Source organism: Vibrio lentus, from assembly GCF_002875945.1.
Classification (GTDB): domain Bacteria; phylum Pseudomonadota; class Gammaproteobacteria; order Enterobacterales; family Vibrionaceae; genus Vibrio; species Vibrio apostichopi.
Window position 1 is genome coordinate 16,054 of the sequence record NZ_MCZK01000148.1, and the last position, 19,536, is coordinate 35,589.

Annotated in this window: 16 protein-coding genes; 8 read left to right on the forward strand and 8 right to left on the reverse strand. The window is 42.9% G+C overall.

The window, feature by feature from the left end:
* Positions 1–117: 117 nt before the first annotated feature.
* Entirely contained in the window at positions 118–1,314 is a 1,197-nt protein-coding gene (locus BCT49_RS17420) for an acetate kinase (RefSeq protein WP_017088570.1), read from the reverse strand.
* A 344-nt stretch (positions 1,315–1,658) separates the two neighbouring features.
* Here BCT49_RS17420 and yfbV point away from each other — a divergent pair, with 344 nt between their 5' ends.
* The 3 genes from yfbV to BCT49_RS17435 all read left to right on the forward strand — a co-directional run bounded on the left by yfbV (position 1,659) and on the right by BCT49_RS17435 (position 5,117).
* Positions 1,659–2,111, forward strand: a complete 453-nt coding sequence (yfbV, locus tag BCT49_RS17425; RefSeq protein ID WP_017084030.1) for a terminus macrodomain insulation protein YfbV — start codon at positions 1,659–1,661, stop codon at positions 2,109–2,111.
* A gap of 297 nt (positions 2,112–2,408) precedes the next feature.
* The gene (locus tag BCT49_RS17430; protein ID WP_102436986.1) at positions 2,409–3,374 is read left to right on the forward strand and encodes an ABC transporter substrate binding protein; all 966 of its coding nucleotides are present in this window, start codon (positions 2,409–2,411) and stop codon (positions 3,372–3,374) included.
* Between the two features lie 276 nt (positions 3,375–3,650).
* The gene (locus BCT49_RS17435; protein ID WP_102436988.1) at positions 3,651–5,117 is read left to right on the forward strand and encodes a GGDEF domain-containing protein; all 1,467 of its coding nucleotides are present in this window, start codon (positions 3,651–3,653) and stop codon (positions 5,115–5,117) included.
* Positions 5,118–5,186: 69 nt separating this feature from the next.
* Here BCT49_RS17435 and dusC read toward each other — a convergent pair whose 3' ends face one another.
* Together dusC and BCT49_RS17445 are read right to left on the reverse strand one after the other, a co-directional pair.
* Positions 5,187–6,143 (reverse strand): tRNA dihydrouridine(16) synthase DusC, encoded by a 957-nt coding sequence (gene dusC, locus BCT49_RS17440; protein ID WP_017107304.1) that lies wholly within the window; start codon positions 6,141–6,143, stop codon positions 5,187–5,189.
* Between the two features lie 74 nt (positions 6,144–6,217).
* A complete protein-coding gene (locus BCT49_RS17445; RefSeq protein WP_102436990.1) occupies positions 6,218–6,772 on the reverse strand; it encodes a prepilin-type N-terminal cleavage/methylation domain-containing protein in 555 nt (184 codons plus the stop codon).
* 211 nt (positions 6,773–6,983) lie between these two features.
* Between BCT49_RS17445 and BCT49_RS17450 the strand changes: the two genes are divergently transcribed.
* The gene (locus BCT49_RS17450; RefSeq protein WP_017111100.1) at positions 6,984–7,604 is read left to right on the forward strand and encodes a YecA family protein; all 621 of its coding nucleotides are present in this window, start codon (positions 6,984–6,986) and stop codon (positions 7,602–7,604) included.
* Positions 7,605–7,730: 126 nt separating this feature from the next.
* Here the strand turns inward: BCT49_RS17450 and dsbB are convergent, their stop codons facing one another.
* Together dsbB and nhaB are read right to left on the reverse strand one after the other, a co-directional pair.
* Positions 7,731–8,255 carry a disulfide bond formation protein DsbB gene (dsbB, locus tag BCT49_RS17455; protein ID WP_102436992.1) on the reverse strand — a complete coding sequence of 175 codons (525 nt, stop codon included), beginning with the start codon at positions 8,253–8,255 and terminating at the stop codon, positions 7,731–7,733.
* 131 nt (positions 8,256–8,386) lie between these two features.
* Positions 8,387–9,979, reverse strand: coding sequence for a Na(+)/H(+) antiporter NhaB (gene nhaB, locus BCT49_RS17460; protein WP_102436994.1), 1,593 nt, complete (start codon positions 9,977–9,979; stop codon positions 8,387–8,389).
* A gap of 640 nt (positions 9,980–10,619) precedes the next feature.
* On the opposite strand from nhaB, the gene fadR reads away from it, so the two are divergent.
* Complete coding sequence (fadR, locus tag BCT49_RS17465; protein ID WP_102436996.1) at positions 10,620–11,459, forward strand: fatty acid metabolism transcriptional regulator FadR; 840 nt, start codon at positions 10,620–10,622, stop codon at positions 11,457–11,459.
* 139 nt (positions 11,460–11,598) lie between these two features.
* Here fadR and BCT49_RS17470 read toward each other — a convergent pair whose 3' ends face one another.
* Positions 11,599–12,078, reverse strand: a complete 480-nt coding sequence (locus tag BCT49_RS17470; RefSeq protein WP_102436998.1) for a DUF1456 family protein — start codon at positions 12,076–12,078, stop codon at positions 11,599–11,601.
* A 188-nt stretch (positions 12,079–12,266) separates the two neighbouring features.
* Positions 12,267–14,327, reverse strand: a complete 2,061-nt coding sequence (gene metG / locus BCT49_RS17475; RefSeq protein WP_102437000.1) for a methionine--tRNA ligase — start codon at positions 14,325–14,327, stop codon at positions 12,267–12,269.
* Between the two features lie 158 nt (positions 14,328–14,485).
* Between metG and apbC the strand changes: the two genes are divergently transcribed.
* The 3 genes from apbC to BCT49_RS17490 all read left to right on the forward strand — a co-directional run bounded on the left by apbC (position 14,486) and on the right by BCT49_RS17490 (position 18,696).
* Positions 14,486–15,562, forward strand: a complete 1,077-nt coding sequence (gene apbC / locus BCT49_RS17480; protein WP_102437002.1) for an iron-sulfur cluster carrier protein ApbC — start codon at positions 14,486–14,488, stop codon at positions 15,560–15,562.
* A 258-nt stretch (positions 15,563–15,820) separates the two neighbouring features.
* Positions 15,821–16,462 carry a uridine kinase gene (gene udk / locus BCT49_RS17485; RefSeq protein WP_102437004.1) on the forward strand — a complete coding sequence of 214 codons (642 nt, stop codon included), beginning with the start codon at positions 15,821–15,823 and terminating at the stop codon, positions 16,460–16,462.
* Positions 16,463–16,569: 107 nt separating this feature from the next.
* Entirely contained in the window at positions 16,570–18,696 is a 2,127-nt protein-coding gene (locus BCT49_RS17490; RefSeq protein WP_102437006.1) for an AsmA family protein, read from the forward strand.
* A gap of 204 nt (positions 18,697–18,900) precedes the next feature.
* Here BCT49_RS17490 and cobO read toward each other — a convergent pair whose 3' ends face one another.
* On the reverse strand, positions 18,901–19,506 hold the full coding sequence (gene cobO, locus BCT49_RS17495; protein WP_102437008.1) for a cob(I)yrinic acid a,c-diamide adenosyltransferase: 606 nt from the start codon (positions 19,504–19,506) through the stop codon (positions 18,901–18,903).
* Positions 19,507–19,536 lie beyond the last annotated feature (30 nt).

Consider the following 19,536-nt stretch of genomic DNA (forward strand, 5'->3'; position numbering starts at 1 on the left):
AAAAGCTCAACTGCTATTCCCACCGATATTTAAATTGGGGTAGGAATAGAAGTTGAGCCCCATTTTCTTGATATGAAAAACTGACTAGCTTCGAGTGAAGCTAGTCAGGAAAATCAATTAAAGACCTGCTAGTTTCGCAGTGTCTTCAGCAATTACTAGCTCTTCATTAGTAGAGATAACCATTGCAGGGATACGGCTGTTAGCTGTAGTGATAGTACCTTCGCCGCCGAAACGTGCTTTAAGGTTAGCTTCGCTGTCAACTTCGATGCCGAAGATGCCTAGGCGGTTAAGAACCATTTCACGGATTGGGCCAGAGTTTTCGCCGATGCCGCCAGTGAAAGTGATTGCGTCTAGACGACCTTCTAGAGTTGCAGTGTAACCAGCAACGTACTTAGCTAGACGGTGACAGAACACGTCCATTGCACGAGTTGCTTCTTCTTTCTCACCGTAGTTGTCTTCAACGAAACGACAGTCAGAAGTCACTTCAGTTAGACCAGCAAGACCAGACTCTTTAGTTAGCATGTTGTTGATTTCTTCAACAGAGTAACCAAGAGCGTCGTGTAGGTGGAAGATGATCGCAGGATCTAGGTCACCACAACGAGTACCCATTACTAGACCTTCAAGAGGAGTAAGACCCATAGAAGTATCTACAGATTGACCGTTCTTGATAGCACATACAGATGCGCCGTTACCTAGGTGACAGTTGATGATGTTAACTTCTTCAACTGGCTTGTTTAGTAGACCAGCTACTTCACGAGTAATGAACAGGTGAGAAGTACCGTGCATGCCGTAACGACGGATGCCGTGCTCTTTGTACAGGTTGTACGGTAGAGCGTATAGGTAAGACTCAGAAGGCATTGTTTGGTGGAACGCAGTGTCAAATACAGCAACGTTTTGTAGGCCAGGGAAGTTCTGTTGAGCTGCTTCGATACCGATAAGGTGAGCTGGGTTGTGAAGAGGTGCAAAAGTTGCAGCGTCTTGAATACCCTTAAGTACTTCATCAGTGATAAGTGCTGATTTAGTGAACTGCTCGCCACCGTGAACGATACGGTGACCGATAGCGCCAAGGTTAGCTTTAAGCTCAGGCTTAGAAGCAAGAATAGTTTCTACCATGAAAGATAGTGCTTCTACGTGAGCTGCGCCCGCGCCTAGTTGTGCTTCGTGCTTGCCATCAAGTTTCCACTTCATACGAGCTTCTGGAAGACCAAGACACTCAGCAAGACCAGTTAGGTGCTCAGCACCTGTTTCTGCATCAACAACAGCAAATTTAAGAGAAGAACTACCACAGTTTAAAACTAAAACTAGCTTAGACATTAATGACTACCTGTTTATTTTTCTGATCGAAATCAGTTAAGGATGAAAATTAATCTCAAGAATAGTCGAAGCACATGGGCTTGCGTACTAACCTTGGTCAAAAAAACGTTAATTTCCGTATTAAAGTGAAAGCGCACTTTTTCAGAAAAAGAGGCTTTTGCATTCCTTGCAGAAGTCGTCCCAAAGTTGCTTAAATTGTAAATAAGGGCAACAATGAGATTGAGGTCTGCAAATAATAGCGATATTGTGCAAATATAACAAAAAAATTTGAAAGAATATTATTTTTCGTCAAATTTTTGTGTTTTTAGTTGATGATTTCAACTTTTTTTTAATGGGAGACTCATATGAGTAATAGAGTTGGTTTAGCGAGCAGTTTAAAAGATGGCCAAAAGTACATGGATCTCTGGCCTGTTCGAAAAGAGTTAAACGCTATCTTCCCTGAACAGCGCATCATTAAAGCCACGCGTTTTGGTGTGAAAGTGATGCCAGCGATAGCCGCTATTAGTATTCTTACACAAATGGTCTTCAATAATTATCATGCGATGCCGCAAGCTGTGGTCATGGCATTGTTTGCGATCAGCTTGCCACTTCAAGGCATGTGGTGGTTAGGTAACCGTTCGAACACTCAATTACCGCCAGCATTGGTTTCGTGGTATCGAGAGCTGCACGAGAAGATCAGCGAAACAGGTTTTGCATTGGAACCAATGAAACCACGCCCCCGTTATAAAGAATTGGCGATCATTTTGAATCGCGCATTCCGCCAGTTAGATAAATCTTCAATGGAACGTTGGTTCTAAGAATATCTGACCTTCTCCTATCGTCTGAGGACAGCTACACATCGATGTTGGCTTGTTCTCAGATTCATTTCGTTTAATCTTTATTATTCGTTTCACTTATCTCTCGTTATTCACTTCGTTTCTTACCTAATAACTCAATCAAACTTACCTTTTCTCACATAATTCGAGCATTGTTGTGTTTTTGTTAAATATCACTTCAACTTATCAATGGTTACTGGTAATACTATCAATAATGAATTTAATGTTGTTCTCTTTAGATCGAGCAATAACAACGAGAGCTTGATGAAGGGAGTATTGATGGGTTCTGTAAAAAGAGTATTAACGGCGACTTTGAGCTGTTTCCTGTTGCTATGGACAGGCAACGTGATGGCAAATATCGCCAAAGTCTCGGTCTCACAAGTTGTCGACCATCCTGATTTGAACGCGACACGTCTGGGGCTTCTTGAAGGGTTACGAGCGAAAGGTTATGAGCCAGGAAAAAATCTAGAATTCTCGTATGAGATGGCCGATGGTAGTCCAGCGCAAGCGGCAAAAATAGCAAGAGAGTTGGCTAGCGAAAATCCTCACGTGTTAGTTGGTATAGCCACACCGACCTCGCAAGCATTGGTTTCCGCAACCCGATCTATTCCGATCGTATTTACCGCTGTAACCGACCCGATCGGTGCAAGGCTGGTCAAACAACTCAACAACCCCGGAAAAAACGTAACTGGTCTTTCTGATCTCTCTCCTGTGTCGCAACACGTTTCGTTGATTAAAGAACTGCTCCCCAAAGCGAGTTCTATTGGTGTTGTCTACAACCCTGCAGAAGCTAATGCGGTTGCATTGATAAAGTTACTGAAGAAAGCGGCGCGCGAGAATGGATTCCAACTTTATACAGCAACAGCACTGACTATCGATGATGTCGAATCAAAAGCTGAATCTGTCGCTAAAAAGTCAGATGTTATCTACGCGCTGACCGACAACACGGTAGCAAGCGGTATTGAAGATCTAATCCAAGCAGCAAATCAATCCGGTACACCGGTCGTCGCAGGAGCAACCTCTTACGTTGGAAAGGGCGCTATTGCTGGCTTAGGGCTAGATTATTATGACGTAGGTGTTCAAACCGCAGATTATGTGGCGGCAATACTTGAGGGACAAAAGCCCGGAAAGTTGAATGTGAAAACAGCGAAGAGCTCTCAACTTGTCGTCAATTTGGACGCGGCTCGTGAACTAGGCGTAACCCTTCCTCAGTCTGTTATTGATCGTGCGATTGTTAGCCGTTAGTAATAACCCGAATGATGAACATAGGTTGCATATAAATAATGTTGTTAACAGTATTAAAGCAGTTGATAGGAATTAGTAAATTAACTCAACATAATGGTCGTATTTCTCTAATTTGTTCTTTTATAAGTGGTTATTTTGTTCACTTCGAATAGGTTATTTGGCCGTGAGCTATGCTGTTAATATGAATTTACATTATTTTACATCGAGAGAGCTGACAATTAATGTCATAATATTAACGGGGTAAATGAAAATAGCTAAGCGCTAAGAGCACATGATATGAAAGTTAATAGGCATTTTAGCCTTACCTTTGTTTTTGGTTTCCCTGCTGTGATCGCAGCAATGTTACTCGGCTTGATTGCAAAGAACCATTTTGATTCGGTAGAGAAAGACATCAGAAGTGAATTTCAACGTATCGAAGAGGTCTTCAAGCGAACCACTAAAGTCGTTACCGCGTTAGACTACAGTTTCTCAAACTACTATAAATCGGGTAATCCTCTTTTCCTTGACCACAACAAACAGGTGGTTGATGGCCTTTGCCAGATTTGGCCTATCGATAGCTTACTACTTGCTGATGGAAAGACTGCTGATATTCCTTCGGTCGATATTGATTATATGTTGGTGGGCGAGGAGTCGTTGTGCTCTGAAACGAGTGACAGCTATAAAAGTGCGTCAGAAAAAATTGCTCTAGCGCCGATCCTGTCATTTTTATCCCAACTTGATGAGTTTCATAACGGTGTGCATTTTATTGATACAAGCGGCTATGTTATTTCATCACCAGAAGATTTTGCAAAAAGGTTAGGAAAAGAACTACTTTCGACCATCAAAAGCCGTCCTTACTGGCAGAAGACCGCCAATAACCCAGATCAAGTAACGTTGTCTGGTCCCGCTTATCGGTTTGACTCTCTTGACCGTATGATCAGTATGACTATTCCGGTGTTTCACAAAGGTGTGCATCAAGGAATGTTGTCAGTTGGCATCTACGCGGACAAATTACTTGCTACTTCGAATAAGCATCTCGCGGGTCGGATAGATATTATTGATACTACCTTAGTTAATCCAAGTGATACTGCAGCTTTCTACCGTAAGATAGATTTCGAAGGTGTAGCATCTCATCACGCGATGTATTACGAGTTAGATATTGCGAACGAAGTTCGACATTTTTTCGTTTATGAAAAAGACAGTTTAATCGTCGCTATTATCGTATACCTGTTCTCGGTTACGATTTTCTTTTATGTTAACTCCAATATCGAACGTGGCTATTTCAAAGAACTTGCAGCCAAAGACCCAATGACAGGGTTATTGAATCGACGTGGCTTAGAAGCGTTTTGGCGTAGTGTGGAACATGACCAGTTGTTTGCTTTAACGGTGTTCGATATCGATGATTTCAAGTCGATAAATGATACCTTCGGCCACGATAAAGGTGACGATGTAATCCGCTATATGTCACGTCAGATAAGCAATAGCATTCGAAGTAGTGATGTTGCAGCAAGATTTGGTGGTGAAGAGTTCGTTGTCTATCTGAAAGGTGATGACCGAGAAACATTGATCAGAACATTACAACGTGTAAAAAGTGCAGTCTGTTCTAAATCTGCGGATATCATCCCTAATGGCTTCACGATATCTGGCGGTGTGTGCATTGTTGAAACGGAGCAAAGCAAACTCAACTTTGAAGAGATATTTAAGTACGCCGATGAAAAACTGTACGTGGCTAAGACGACCGGTAAAGACCGAATCGAGTTTTAACCACGTTATTGAAGTCTTGTGCTGTATAAGGAGGAGAGGGACTGATGGCTCTCCCTCGCTAAGACATAGTTAAGCTGAGTGGAAATGCTCTTCTTGATAACGTTGTAGGCGCTCTACGATAGGCGGCGCTTTCTTGAAAGTACGAATTTCTTTAAACAGTTCGTTTGCTTCAGGGTAGCCTTTACTTAAATAGACAAACCACTGTTTCACTCTATTGGGGTAGTACATGCCTTTATCCCCTTTAATTTGAAACTCTGAATAGCGCAGTAAAAGTGCGATTACTCTATCCCATGGCATTTTCTGGTGGTTGTGCTTAACGACATTACCAAGGTTTGGAATATTAAAAGCGCCGCGGCAAACCATTAATGAGTCGACGCCCGTTGCTTCAATGCAATCTTGACCATCTTGATAGTTCCAAATTTCCCCATTTGCAATCAACGGCAGAGAGGTTTTCTCTCTTATTTGATTGATGTAATCCCATTTGATTTCGCTGGCTTTATAGCCACCAACTTTGGTTCGTGCATGCACAGTGAGTTCGTCAGCTTTTGCTTGCTCGATAGCGTCAACAATTTCAAAGCACTCTTCAGGATGTTCCCAACCTAATCGAATTTTTGCGGACACGGGAATGTGTGCAGGCACCGCTTCACGGCAAGCTTTCACTACTTGATAGATAAGCTCTGGCTCTTTTAGCAGTGACGCTCCACCATTACTTTTATTTACCGCTTTCGCAGGGCACCCAAAGTTAATATCGATCCCTTTAGCGCCTAAACTGGCCGCTTGGAAGGCATTCTCAGCCATCCAATTTGGGTGTTGTCCAAGAAGTTGGAGGTGAATAGGCACACCTGCCATGGTTTGAGAGCCTTGATGTAATTCAGGGCAAATACGGTGGAAAACATGCGGAGGAAGAAGTTGATCAACGATACGCACGAATTCTGTGACACAGAGATCATAGTCATTAATCTCTGTAAGAATTTCGCGCATTAGATGATCAAGAACGCCCTCCATAGGGCCAAGTATTACTCGCATGCTGTTTTTTACCGAAACTGAGTGGACCGAAAAATTAAGAGGCGTGATTGTACGAGGTGTTAGTTAGATTGTCACTAAGGAGCGGTGTTTGCCATTTCACGGGTCACTCTTACCTCACCTGTAATCGGTGAGTAATAAAGAATAGGCAAGCGTTCGGATGGGGTAAAACTTGAAGTGTAGTAGTAATAACACTCCGGCGTACCCGTGTACCAACTCACAATGGCTTCGTCTGAGGGTAGAATAAAGCCAGTATCATATTGCGATCGAGCAACTAAATCAGATTCAATCAAAGAGTTCCAAAGTGCTACACATTGATCGCCTTCCACTGTTGGAGGTGCAGTAGGTACTTGCTCTCGAACCGAGATTGGAAAACCGGTTTCCGACGGGTATACATCGCCTTCACCATAATTCACCACTTGGTCGAAATCTGGTTCACCATCGACCAGCCATTGTGAGTGGTACATATCAATGCTGTTTCTGAACGCTGAAAACGCACCTTGCGCTAATGCTTCATGAGCATCTCGCTGAACACCAAGAAAACGAGGCGCAGCGGTGACGGCTAAAACACCCAAAATAACGATAACAACAACAAGTTCGAGTAATGTAAAACCTTGGGATTTTGATTTCATGCTGAGCACGCCTAAATGTAACTAAATGTTTATGGCAGCGTTTTACACCCAAGGTTCTGATTATCAAAGCGAAATAAGTGAAAATTCGATAATATTTGAATAGCAATGGTTTGCGTATGATTGTTGGTTAGAAAACAGAGGGAAGTGGTTGGCGACATCTTAGCGGGGATAACGTTATAATATCGAAAATGCCCCAATATCCAGAGCTTTCATGACATATCAATTATTAAGCCTACCAGAACAAGTCACAGACATTACACCGCAGTTTATTGAAGGTGCAATCCTTGCGTCTAACCTAGCGACTAAGCCATTAGATCCAGAAGAGTGGCTAGCTATCGTCGCGCCTGAAGCGGGTAAAGAGCTGGTAACAATCGTGACGGAACAAATTAACCGTCAGCACAACCTGATTCAGCGTAGTGAATACTTACTAGCCGATGTGTTTGCGGAAGGTGACTTTAACGAGCAATTCGCTGATTTCGCGGAAGGCTTCATGATGGTTTGGCCTACGATTGAAGAGCAGTGGCAAAGTGTGACAGTGGCGGATGGTACGTTACGTATGCTACAAGCGCTGCTAACTACATTGATGCTAGCGATTGATGAAGAACAAACCCAACAGCAAATGGTCGCTGCTGGCCTTCAGAATCCGCCATCGCTTGCAGACTTGGTTGGTCAGATTGATTTGATGATTTCTGAAGTGGCACTTGCGGCAGATGAAGCTATGCTGGGTAATAAGTCACAAAGCGTGAACCCATTTAAAGACATTGGTCGAAACGATCTATGTCCGTGCGAAAGTGGCAAGAAATTCAAGCAATGCTGCGGTAAAAACAGCTAATCGAGACTTGTTGATAGAGTAAGCTTGAATGAGCAACAGACTCTCTTTAACTGATAAAAAGCTTAAGCAATAAAAAAGTCGACCTATTGGTCGACTTTTTCGTTTCTGAACATCATGAGTTAATTGTTAGTCATTCTTTGATTTAACGAATTGAGAAACAACAACAAAGCCGAAAGCAACCAAGTTACCCGCGAAGATGATGACCAGCCATTGAGGCATAGAAAGCTCTAAGAACTGCCACACAACCTTACTGCAGTCGCCGTAAGCTTCAAACATCCACGGAGCCCATTGGTTTAGAGGTGCCCAGCTAGGGAAGGTGACGAATAAATCACAAGTTGCGAAAGGAGACGGATTAAACTGGTAGTCAACATGTTGTAATGCCAGCATCAAACCCTTGTATGCGCCAAATCCCCAACCAGCCAGTCCTAGCCAACGTGATATCGGATTATTCGGCGCAATAGCACCAATCATTGCTGCGACACCAATAGCAAGCATGGCAACGCGTTCATAGATACACATTACGCAAGGGCCAAGCATCATTACATGCTGGAAGAATAGGGCACATGCTTCAAAAAATAGTATGAAAGCCAGCAGTAAAAGCCAAGATAAACGTCCCTTAGAGAAGTCTTTGAGCATTGCAAAAAAGTTCACGAATTTAATCCCGTCTATAAAATAAAAAAGCTCTGAATACTCAGAGCTTTTTATCTTGGATAAGTTTCCTAATCAACTAATATTTTTGATTAGTTAGATACACTTATTGTGTTTCGCAACACAAAATCGGATTAGTGACCACCAGAAATCACTGGGGCAACAACTTCACCAGTGCGCTGAACGATCCAACCTGCATCGTAGAACCAGGCTGTCATCGGTTCAACAAAGAACACGATACCAGCAAGACCAACAAGAGCCAGTACGATAGTGTATGGCAAAGCCATGATAACCATGCGGCCGTAAGACAGTCGAATTAACGGGGCAAGTGCGGATGTTAATAAGAATAGGAATGCAGCTTGACCGTTTGGCGTAGCAACAGAAGGTAGGTTAGTACCTGTGTTGATAGCAACAGCAAGTAGGTCAAATTGGTCACGAGTGATGATGCCTTCAACCAGTGCAGTTTTAACTTCGTTGATGTAAACCGTACCTACGAACACGTTATCTGAAACCATCGATAAGATACCGTTAGCCACATAGAATAGTGCGAGCTGTGCACCTTTATCTTCAACGTGAAGTACTGCATCGATCACTGGCTTAAACAGTCCTTGGTCAATGATTACCGCAACGACAGCGAAAAAGACAGCAAGAAGTGCAGTAAATGGTAGCGCTTCTTCAAAGGCTTTACCCATTGAGTGCTCTTCAATTACACCAGTAAACGCCGTTGCTAAGATGATAACTGAAAGGCCAATCAAACCGACTTCAGCCACGTGAAGCGCAAGGCCTACGATAAGCCAAACTGCGATTGCACTTTGAACCCATAGTTTTGCTACGTCTTGTTTTGTACGGTTTGCGCGTTCTTTGTTGTCAAATTCAACTAAGATTTGGCGAACGTTATTTGGCAGCTCTGCACCGTAACCAAATACTTTGAATTTCTCTACAAGTGCACAAGTGATAATGCCGCAGATGAATACAGGCAATGTTACCGGCAGCATACGGATGATAAATTCACCGAATTCCCAGCCTGCTTGCTTCGCAATCACTAAGTTTTGTGGTTCACCTACCATGGTCATTACACCACCGAGTGCAGTACCTACACCTGCGTGCATAAGTAGTGAGCGTAGGAAAGCGCGGTAGTTTTCTAAATCGTCACGAGTTAGCTCAGAGATCTCTTCATCGTGAGTATGATCGTGTGCAGACGTAGTGCCTTTACCTGATGCCACCTTGTGATAGATAGAATAGAAGCCAACTGCAACGCTGATAACAACGGCGATCACCGTTAGTGCGTCTAGGAATGCTGATAAGAAAGCAGCAGCGACACAGAAAGCGACAGAGAGTAAGGCTTTGGATTGGATACCGAGTAAGATCTTCGTGAAAATGAACAAAAGCAGTTCTTTCATGAAGTAAATACCAGCAACCATGAATACGAGCAAGAGTAATACAGGAAGGTTTGCTTGGAGCTCGTGATAAACCATTTCAGGTTTAGTCATGCCAATGGCGACTGCTTGAATGGCTAATAAACCACCCGGTTGAAGAGGGTAGCATTTTAGAGCCATAGCTAGAGTGAAAATAAACTCAACCACTAACAGCCAGCCCGCAACAAATGGGTCAACTAGGAAAAAAACAAACGGGTTGATGATTAAAAAGGAAATGATGGCAAGTTTATACCAATCAGGAGCTTTACCAAGGAAGTTCTTGATAAAAGCGTTTCCGAGAGACATCGGCATGTTAATACTCTTTTATGTTGATTATGAATAGACAAGCAATACAACATTTTGAGAATTGAGCTATAAAATTGATTAAAAACTATAACTAACAGTGACTTAGAAAAACTACATTCCATGTAATGTTCTGTGGTCTTGCCAAGTCACTCCCTTAGAAACTCAAGCACTGCTTATTTTTGAGCGCAACTCTACTCTTAGATAACATTTAGTCAACAGGAAAAGCCCTGTAGCACTAAAAATACCTCTTTTTTGTTGAGAAACGCGATCAAAGTAGCGCAAGCATACCACTTAAAATGTGATAAAAACCGACTAGAATCAATATTTCAGCGAAATGATTGAAATCAACATAATAAAGACTGTTTATGTGTGATTATTACAACTTAATATTGCATTTTAATTACTTTGTAAATATGACAAATGTCATTGATTTTTAAGGTTTTTTGTTGTGTTAATAAGTTGTTGGAATGGTGGTTTGTAGTCACTTGCTTTCCAAACTCTAAGTGTAAACGTGTGCTTAACTTTAGAGCTTTAGCTCTATTGTTGTATTTGGGGGAGTAAAGTTTTTGGGGGTATTTCAGCTAGGTAAGACTAGTGGTATGATGAGTAAATTAGAACATAATAATTAAATTGGATTGAAGTGTAGATGGTCATTAAGGCGAAGAGCCCGGCAGGATTTGCAGAAAAGTATATCATTGAAAGTATTTGGAATGGCCGTTTCCCTCCAGGTTCTATCTTGCCCGCAGAGCGTGAGCTTTCTGAACTGATTGGTGTTACACGTACTACGCTTCGTGAAGTACTACAACGTCTTGCTCGTGATGGTTGGTTGACGATCCAACACGGTAAGCCAACTAAAGTTAACCAGTTTATGGAAACCTCAGGTCTTCATATTCTAGATACGTTAATGACGTTGGATGTTGATAACGCAAGTAAAATGGTCGAAGACTTGCTTGCTGCACGTACCAATATCAGTCCTATCTTTATGCGTTATGCATTCAAAGCAAATAAAGAAGCTTCTGAGCGTACGATTACTAACGTGATTGAATCTTGTGAAGCGTTACTTGCGGCACCGACATGGGATGAATTCCTAGAGTCTTCTCCGTATGCTGATAAGATCAAACAGTCAGTGAAAGAAGACGTAGAAAAAGATGAAGTGAAGCGTCAAACGATCTTAGTCGCTAAAACGTTTAACTTCTACGATTACATGCTTTTTCAACGTTTAGCATTCCATTCAGGTAACCAAATTTACGGACTGATTTTTAACGGCGTTCGTAAGCTGTACGACCGTGTTGGCAGCTACTACTTCTCTAACCCGGAAGCTCGTCGTTTAGCCATGGAGTTCTACAAAAACTTGTTTGTTATTTGTGAAAGTGGTGAGCGTGAAAACCTGCCACTTGTGATTCGCAACTATGGTATCGCAAGCGCACAGATTTGGAACGAGATGAAAACAACGTTGCCAACAAACTTTACTGAAGACGACAGCTAAGTCTTTTCATTTAAGTACGGCTAGGTTTTACTTGTTAAGTAAACGACGTAAAGAACACAAAAAAGCGGCGAGATAATCAAATTATCTCGCCGCTTTTTATTTATCGATAGTTGGTGAAAACTTATCAATAAGCAGTAACTTACCCTGCAAACTCTTCTGAGTCTGGGCGGTTAGTAAACTGAACGCCATTTAAGTAATCACAAAGTAATTGGTCTTCACACACTTTGTAGTTCTTATTTTCTGGTTTGCGGAAGTAAGCGCCGATCTCGTATTTACTTAAGCTCACACCAACAACTTCTAATACATCAAGCACATCTTCAGCTTTCATGTTTAGCGCGATACGCAGCTTCATGAAAATCATGTTGTTCGTTAGCGCAACTTCAGGTTTTGGTTGCTCACCTTCTTTCTTGCCACGCTTTAGGTTGATGAAACCATTTAGAAATACCGCTAACTCTTTGTCTTTCATCGTTGCGCATGACTTGTCGTTATCGTCTTTCAGCCAGTTAATCACTTTATCGTGAGCAACGGTAACGTCAGCTTGTTCAATAGCTTTGATGATTTGTGCATTTTTAAGGTTTAGTGCGTGTTGAATACGACGCAAGATTTCATTGTTAGTCACAGGGTAGTCCTAAAAAGGTATCTGGGAGTGAATATGGCTCCAATCAAATATATTGGATTTGATAAAGCACACTTTACTCTACATAGCATAGTTGAGGGCGACTCTAACAGAGAACGCTTGTTTTCCATAGATATAAAAAATCCCCACAACATGGCTGTTATGGGGATTTTTAAGCGGCTAAACCGGCATTACATTACGCGCATACCTGGTTGAGCACCTTCGTGTGGTTCAAGGATCCACAAGTCGCTGCCACCAGGGCCAGCAGCTAGGATCATGCCTTCAGACATACCAAACTTCATCTTACGAGGTTTAAGGTTTGCTACCATGACAGTTAGCTTGCCTTCTAGCTCTTCAGGTTTGTATGCTGACTTGATACCAGAGAATACTTGGCGAGTTTCACCACCGATGTCCAATTGGAATTTCAGCAGTTTGTTCGCTTTTGGTACTTCTTCACAAGAGATGATACGAGCAATACGCATATCGACTGCTGCAAAGGCATCGAACTCAATCTCATCTGCGATTGGCTCTTTGTCTAGCTCAGTTTGGCTTGCTTGCTCTTTTTCCGCTTCTGCTTTTTCTTTTGCTGCTGCTTCAGCGGCTGCATCTTCTTTAGAAGATTCGATCATTGCTTCCACTTTCTTCGGATCAATACGGCTAAATAGCGCCTTGAACTTAGTGATTTCGTGATCAGTTAGTGGAGTAGCAATTGCTTCCCACGTTAGCTCTTCGTTTAGGAAAGCTTCAGTGCGAGCGGCTAGTTCTGGCATTACGGGTTTCAGGTAAGCCATCAGTACGCGGAATAGGTTAATACCTACAGAAGAAACTTCTTGAAGCTCTTCCTCTTTACCTTCTTCTTTTGCAAGAACCCAAGGTGCTTTTTCGTCGATGTACTGGTTAGCTTTGTCAGCGAGTGCCGTTACTTCACGAATAGCGCGGCTGAACTCACGAGTTTCGTACAGTTGACCGATACGCTCAGCTGCTGCTACGAATTCGTTGTAGAGCTCTGGTTCTGCAAATTCAGCAGAAAGCTTGCCTTCGAAACGCTTAGTGATGAAGCCTGCGTTACGAGACGCTAGGTTAACAATCTTGTTTACTACGTCAGCGTTTACACGTTGAGTGAAGTCTTCAAGGTTAAGGTCTAAATCATCGATACGGCTGTTTAGTTTAGCAGCGTAGTAGTAACGTAGACATTCAGGGTCTAGGTGGTTTAGGTACGTGCTTGCTTTGATGAATGTGCCTTTTGACTTAGACATCTTAGCGCCGTTTACGGTTACGTAGCCGTGTACGAATACGTTGTTTGGCTTACGGAAACCAGAACCTTCTAGCATTGCAGGCCAGAATAGAGAGTGGAAGTACACAATGTCTTTACCGATGAAGTGGTAAAGCTCAGTTGTGCTATCTTTCTTCCAGTATTCGTCGAAATCTAGATCGTCACGCTTGTCACATAGGTTCTTGAAAGAAGCCATGTAGCCAACAGGCGCATCTAGCCATACGTAGAAGAACTTGTCTTTTTCGCCTGGGATTTCGAAGCCAAAGTAAGGCGCATCACGTGAGATATCCCACTGTTGCAGGCCAGACTCGAACCATTCCTGCATTTTGTTTGCAGTTTCATTCTGTAGAGAGCCAGAACGAGTCCACTCTTTAAGCATGCTTTCGAACTGAGGTAGGTCGAAGAAGAAGTGCTCAGAGTCTTTCATTACTGGAGTTGCACCAGAAACTGCTGATTTAGGATTAATCAGTTCAGTTGGGCTGTATGTCTCACCACAGTTATCACAGTTATCACCGTATTGGTCTTCTGACTTACACTTAGGGCAAGTACCTTTTACAAAACGGTCTGGAAGAAACATCTCTTTCTCAGGATCGAAAAGCTGAGAAATAGTACGGCTAGAGATGAAACCGTTCTTTTTAAGTTCTAAATAGATATGAGAAGCCAGTTCACGGTTCTCTTCGCTATGTGTGCTGTGGTAATTATCAAAGCTGATATCAAAGCCAGCGAAGTCTTTTTGGTGCTCTTCACTAACAGCAGCGATCATCTCTTCTGGTGTGATACCCATCTGTTGAGCTTTAAGCATAATTGGCGTGCCGTGAGCATCGTCAGCACAGATGAAGTTTACAGTGTTGCCACGTAGACGCTGGTATCGAACCCAAATATCAGCTTGGATATGCTCAAGCATATGGCCAAGGTGAATAGAGCCGTTAGCGTACGGAAGCGCACAAGTTACCAAAAGTTGTCTTGGATCAGTTGCCATACTTAATAATTCGCTTTTTTGATAGGTATAAATTTTGAGAGGTAATACTACTTTATAACGTGTGATACGCCAAGGTATCAGACAAAGGATTCCCCTAGTTTTTTAGGGGTTCAGTCTTCATCTCGTGGGTGATAGCATAAATAAAAAAAGGAGCCCCAATGCGTAACTTTACTTCTAAGCAAGATTTCTGTTCATGGTTGAATGAGTTTGAGTCACCAATCCTCATACCAGAGTGGGCGCTACACCAAAATATTGTCTCTGTTGATCCACGCGGATCATTTGTCATTACTTTACCTTTTGCTGCCAATCAGCTCACGGTTGAACTGGAACAGTGGATCAACGCTCAAATTGAACAGCAACTAGTGAGTGCTTTCCAATTTGAAGTAAATGTGAAGCCGTCAGCGTTAGAAACCACGGTTGCTACCCCATTGAAAGGCGTGAAGAACATCATCGCCGTGACTTCTGCAAAGGGTGGAGTGGGTAAATCAACAACCTCTGTGAACCTTGCTCTAGCTTTGTCTAAATCAGGATCAAAAGTGGGTTTATTAGATGCAGATATCTATGGCCCATCTGTGCCTATGATGCTCGGCCAGTTAGACGCAAAGCCAGAAGTGCAAAACAACAAATGGATGATGCCAATCGAAGCTCATGGCATTTTTACTCATTCTATCGGTTACCTTGTGTCAAAAGACGATGCGGCAATCTGGCGCGGTCCAATGGCGGCTAAAGCATTAGGTCAGCTCGTGAATGAAACCGTATGGCCAGAACTGGATTACCTTGTTATCGACATGCCACCGGGTACGGGTGATATTCAACTAACGCTTTCGCAGCAGATCCCAGTAACGGGCGCGGTAGTCGTGACAACACCTCAAGATTTGGCTTTAGCTGATGCACGCAAAGGCGTGGCTATGTTTGATAAAGTGAGCGTGCCGGTTGCAGGCTTAGTGGAAAACATGAGCTACCATATCTGTAGTCATTGTGGCGAGAAAGAGCATATCTTCGGTGCTGGTGGCGCGGAAGCGATGTCGGAAGAATTCTTCCTTGATATTTTGGCGCAGATTCCACTGCATATTGATGTGCGAGAAGACATCGATGCGGGCTGCCCAACCGTTATTCGTCGTCCAGATAGCGAGCACACGCGTCATTACCTTGAGTTGGCTGAAAATGTTGCTGCGAAGATGTTCTGGACGGGAAAAGCGAGACCGGAAGCGATTAACTTTTCAATGGTTGATTAGAGCAGATAAGTCTTAAAGCCGTATAAATAACGTTTGGGTGAGATAAATAGCTTTTGTATTTGGCTAGATAGTCGTTGGGTTTGTGCAAATAGTTGTACTCTAGTTATTCGAAAGCAAACGATTGTATTCATTTAATATATAGAGAACATCAATTTGACTGCAATTAGCAAGAATGGCGACTAGAATCTATGTTGTTTAGCCCCTATAATCAGGCGGTTTATCTCTTCCCACCACCAAACCATATCGGGTGCAAAATTAATGTCTGATAATAATCAATGTGTCATCGTAGGTATCGCTGGCGCTTCAGCATCAGGAAAAAGTCTGATTGCTAGTACAATTTATAATGAGTTGCGCGAGAAAGTAGGCGACCATCAAATTGGTGTTATCACGGAAGATTGCTACTACAGCGACCAAAGCCACTTGAGTATGGAAGAGCGTGTTAAAACTAACTACGATCACCCAAATGCACTGGATCATGATCTATTATGTGAACACCTACAGCAGCTAATGAGTGGCAATGCGGTAGAAGTTCCTGAATACAGCTACACGGAGCACACACGTACTTCTGAAACGACTACACTTACACCTAAGAAAGTGATCATTTTAGAAGGTATTCTGCTACTAACGGACCCACGTCTACGTAAATTGATGCACGCAAGTGTGTTTATGGACACGCCGCTAGATATCTGTCTGTTACGTCGTGTTAAGCGTGATGTAGAAGAACGTGGTCGTACAATGGATACGGTACTTAAGCAATATCAGCAAACAGTACGTCCAATGTTTATGCAGTTTATTGAGCCTTCAAAACAACACGCAGACATCATCGTTCCACGTGGTGGTAAAAACCGCATCGCGATTGATGTGCTAAAAGCGCACATTGCGAAGTTGTTGAAGTCTTAATTAAGTAAAATTTTTGCCTAAGTGATTAACTTAGCTTTATTTTTTACCGAATCAGTGGCACTTTTATAGTGCCACTTTCTTTTGGAATCTAAGCAAGGAATATGCGGATGAAGAAACTACTCATTTTCATAGCTGTACCAGTGTTTGTTGTCGTTGCAGCAATTCTGGCACTAGTGCTGTTAGTGAACCCTAACCAATTTAAGCCATTAATTGTCGAACAAGCCCAAAAACACACAGGCTTAGAGCTTGTGATAGAAGGCGATATCAGTTGGCAATTCTTCCCATCTATTGGCTTTGAACTTGGTCAAACTGAACTACGTAATCCAGCAGGGTTTACTCAACCGAACCTATTTAAGGTTGATACCGTTGGCGTCGATGTTTCGGTTACTCCGCTATTTAGCAACCAACTAGAGATTGGTAACATCACTCTAGACGGTGCAGAGTTCTATTTGGAAACGCTTAAAGATGGTCGCAAGAACATCGATGCGCTAACACAAGCGTCAGCGCCTCAAGAATCTGAACCTGCTGCAGATGCAAATGCTGAATCAGCACCTGCACCTCAAGAACAAAACGCAACTGAAGCATCTGGTTGGAAGATCAACCTTGCGGGTGTCACTGTCTCAAACGCACTGTTTGAAATGGATGACAAGCAAGCGGGTTCATTCACTAAGTTATACGATGTGTCTTTGAACTTATCAGAGTTCGCAGTGGACACATGGACAACTGCGACGTTTGCCGCTTCTGGTGAAAACAACCAACAAAAGTTTTCTGCTAACGGCAGCGCTGAATTCAAATTAGCGGAAGGCTTCGCAAGTTACGCATTACGTAATATTGACCTTAATGCTAAATTCAATGATCCAGCAACGTCGATCGAGTCGGCAAAGATTGGCTTGAATACGTTTGAGTTCGATAAGGTTAACCAACTGACTTACGCTGTCGTAGGTAAAGCTGCTGGCCTTGACCTTGATCTTAAAGGTGGTGGTGAGCTAACGGTTGATAGCGCGATTTCAAAAGTAACATTGAACAAGCTAACGTTAGACTCAACATTCAAAGGCGACACGCTTCCTCAGTCACCAATGAAAGTGGATATGTTGTCTGACCTAAGCTTTGATCTAACTAAGAGCCACTTGAGCTTTGTGTTAGAGAAACTGCAAGCTAACTCTATTGCGTTAGATGGTAAAGCCGACGTAACCCTGTCTGAAATTCCAAAGGTTCGTTTCTCTCTTCATAGCCCGAACATCGACCTTGATGAGTTCTTAGGTCTAGGTAACACAACAGAAACGGCGAGCACGGCTCCTTCTGATTCTGCTGGTGGTTCAACGTCAAATGCTGGTAGCTCGGCTCCGGCGAAAGAAGTAGAACCTGATCTGTCGGCACTGAAAACGTTAGACGTGAAAGGTGACATCACGATTGATAAGTTCAAGGCGAGCAATGCGAAAATGCAGAACGTGAAAACAGCGTTCTCTGTTAACCGTGGTATCGCACAGCTAACATCATTCACATCGAATCTTTACCAAGGTTCTATTTCTGCTACCGCTAAGTTAGACGCTCGTAAAACACCAGCGACTTACACGGCTAAGAAGAAAATCAAAGGCGTGAAGGTTCAACCGCTGCTGGTTGATGTTGCAAACAACGACATGCTTGAAGGTACCGGTAATATCGATGTTAACGTGAAAGGTAAGAGCCTGACGCCAACTGGAATCAAGAAGAACCTAGTTGGAACCATCGCGATTAACTTTGAAGATGGCGCAGTGAATGGCATCAACGTTGCTCAACTGATTCGAGAAAACTACGCGAAGATTAAAGGCGAGAAAGTTGAAAGCACAAATGAAGCTCAAAAAACGGACTTCAGTGCAATGAAAGCAACACTGAAAGTAGACAAAGGTTGGGTTTCAACGAACGACTTATCGGCACAGTCGCCACTGTTACGTGTGACTGGTCAAGGCAAAGCAAACTTCATCAATGAAACGGTCGACTTCCTAGTAAGAACGTCAATTGTTGGTTCATTAGAAGGTCAGGGGGGTAAGAACATCGATGATCTGAAAGATGTGACGATTCCTATTAAGGTGACTGGCCAGTGGGCTGACCCGAAATTTGCGCTTGTTTTTGATGATGTGTTGAAACAGAAAGCACAAAAAGAAATCGACCGTGGCGTGAATAAGCTAACGGATAAGATCAAAGACGAGAAAACTAAAGAAGCGGTTGATGGTTTGTTGAAAGGTTTCTTTAACTAATCTTTACCTAACTCGCATATAAAAGAAGCGCCATTCCTGTTGTAGGAATGGCGCTTTTGTTTGGGCGCTGATAATAAGCAAGAGAGATTCACTATGATGCTCGTATCTTGATCTAGGAATGACGAGCCTAGACCGAAAGCTTCCTAGCGTCGTCATCTTTAAGAGGGAAGAATGATCGAGTCGGGGATCTCTAGTTGAACGGGATTACCAGTCGACACCTTGCAGTGCTTTAACACCGGATTCGAAAGCGTGCTTTACGTTACGGACTTCAGATACCGTGTCCGCCATCTCTGTCAGAGTTCGATGCGCACCACGACCAGTAATGATCACCGATTGCATTTTCGGACGGTTGTTGAGAGCTTCTACCACTTCATCTAGCTCGATGTAGCCGTAACTCACCATGTAAGTCAGCTCATCAAACAGAATCACGTCAATGGACTCATCAGCCAGCATCCGCTTACATTCTTTCCAGATACGTTGTGCGGCTTCAATATCTTTTGTTTTGTCTTGGGTTTCCCATGTAAAGCCAGTTCCCATGACTTGGAATTCAACATCCAGCTTTTGGAGAACGTTTTTTTCGCCGTTATCCCAAGTTCCTTTAACAAACTGAGCGACAGCACACTTCTTACCGTGACCGACGGCACGTGTGATGGTGCCAAATCCAGATGTTGATTTACCTTTACCGTTACCAGTGATAACCAATAACAAGCCTTTCACTTCTTGCGCGGCCGCGATACGTGCATCGACTTGTTCTTTTACTTTCTGTTGCCTTGCTTTATGGCGTTGTTCTTTGTTGTCTTCAGTCGACATAACAAATCCTTTTAAGTTGTGATTGCACCT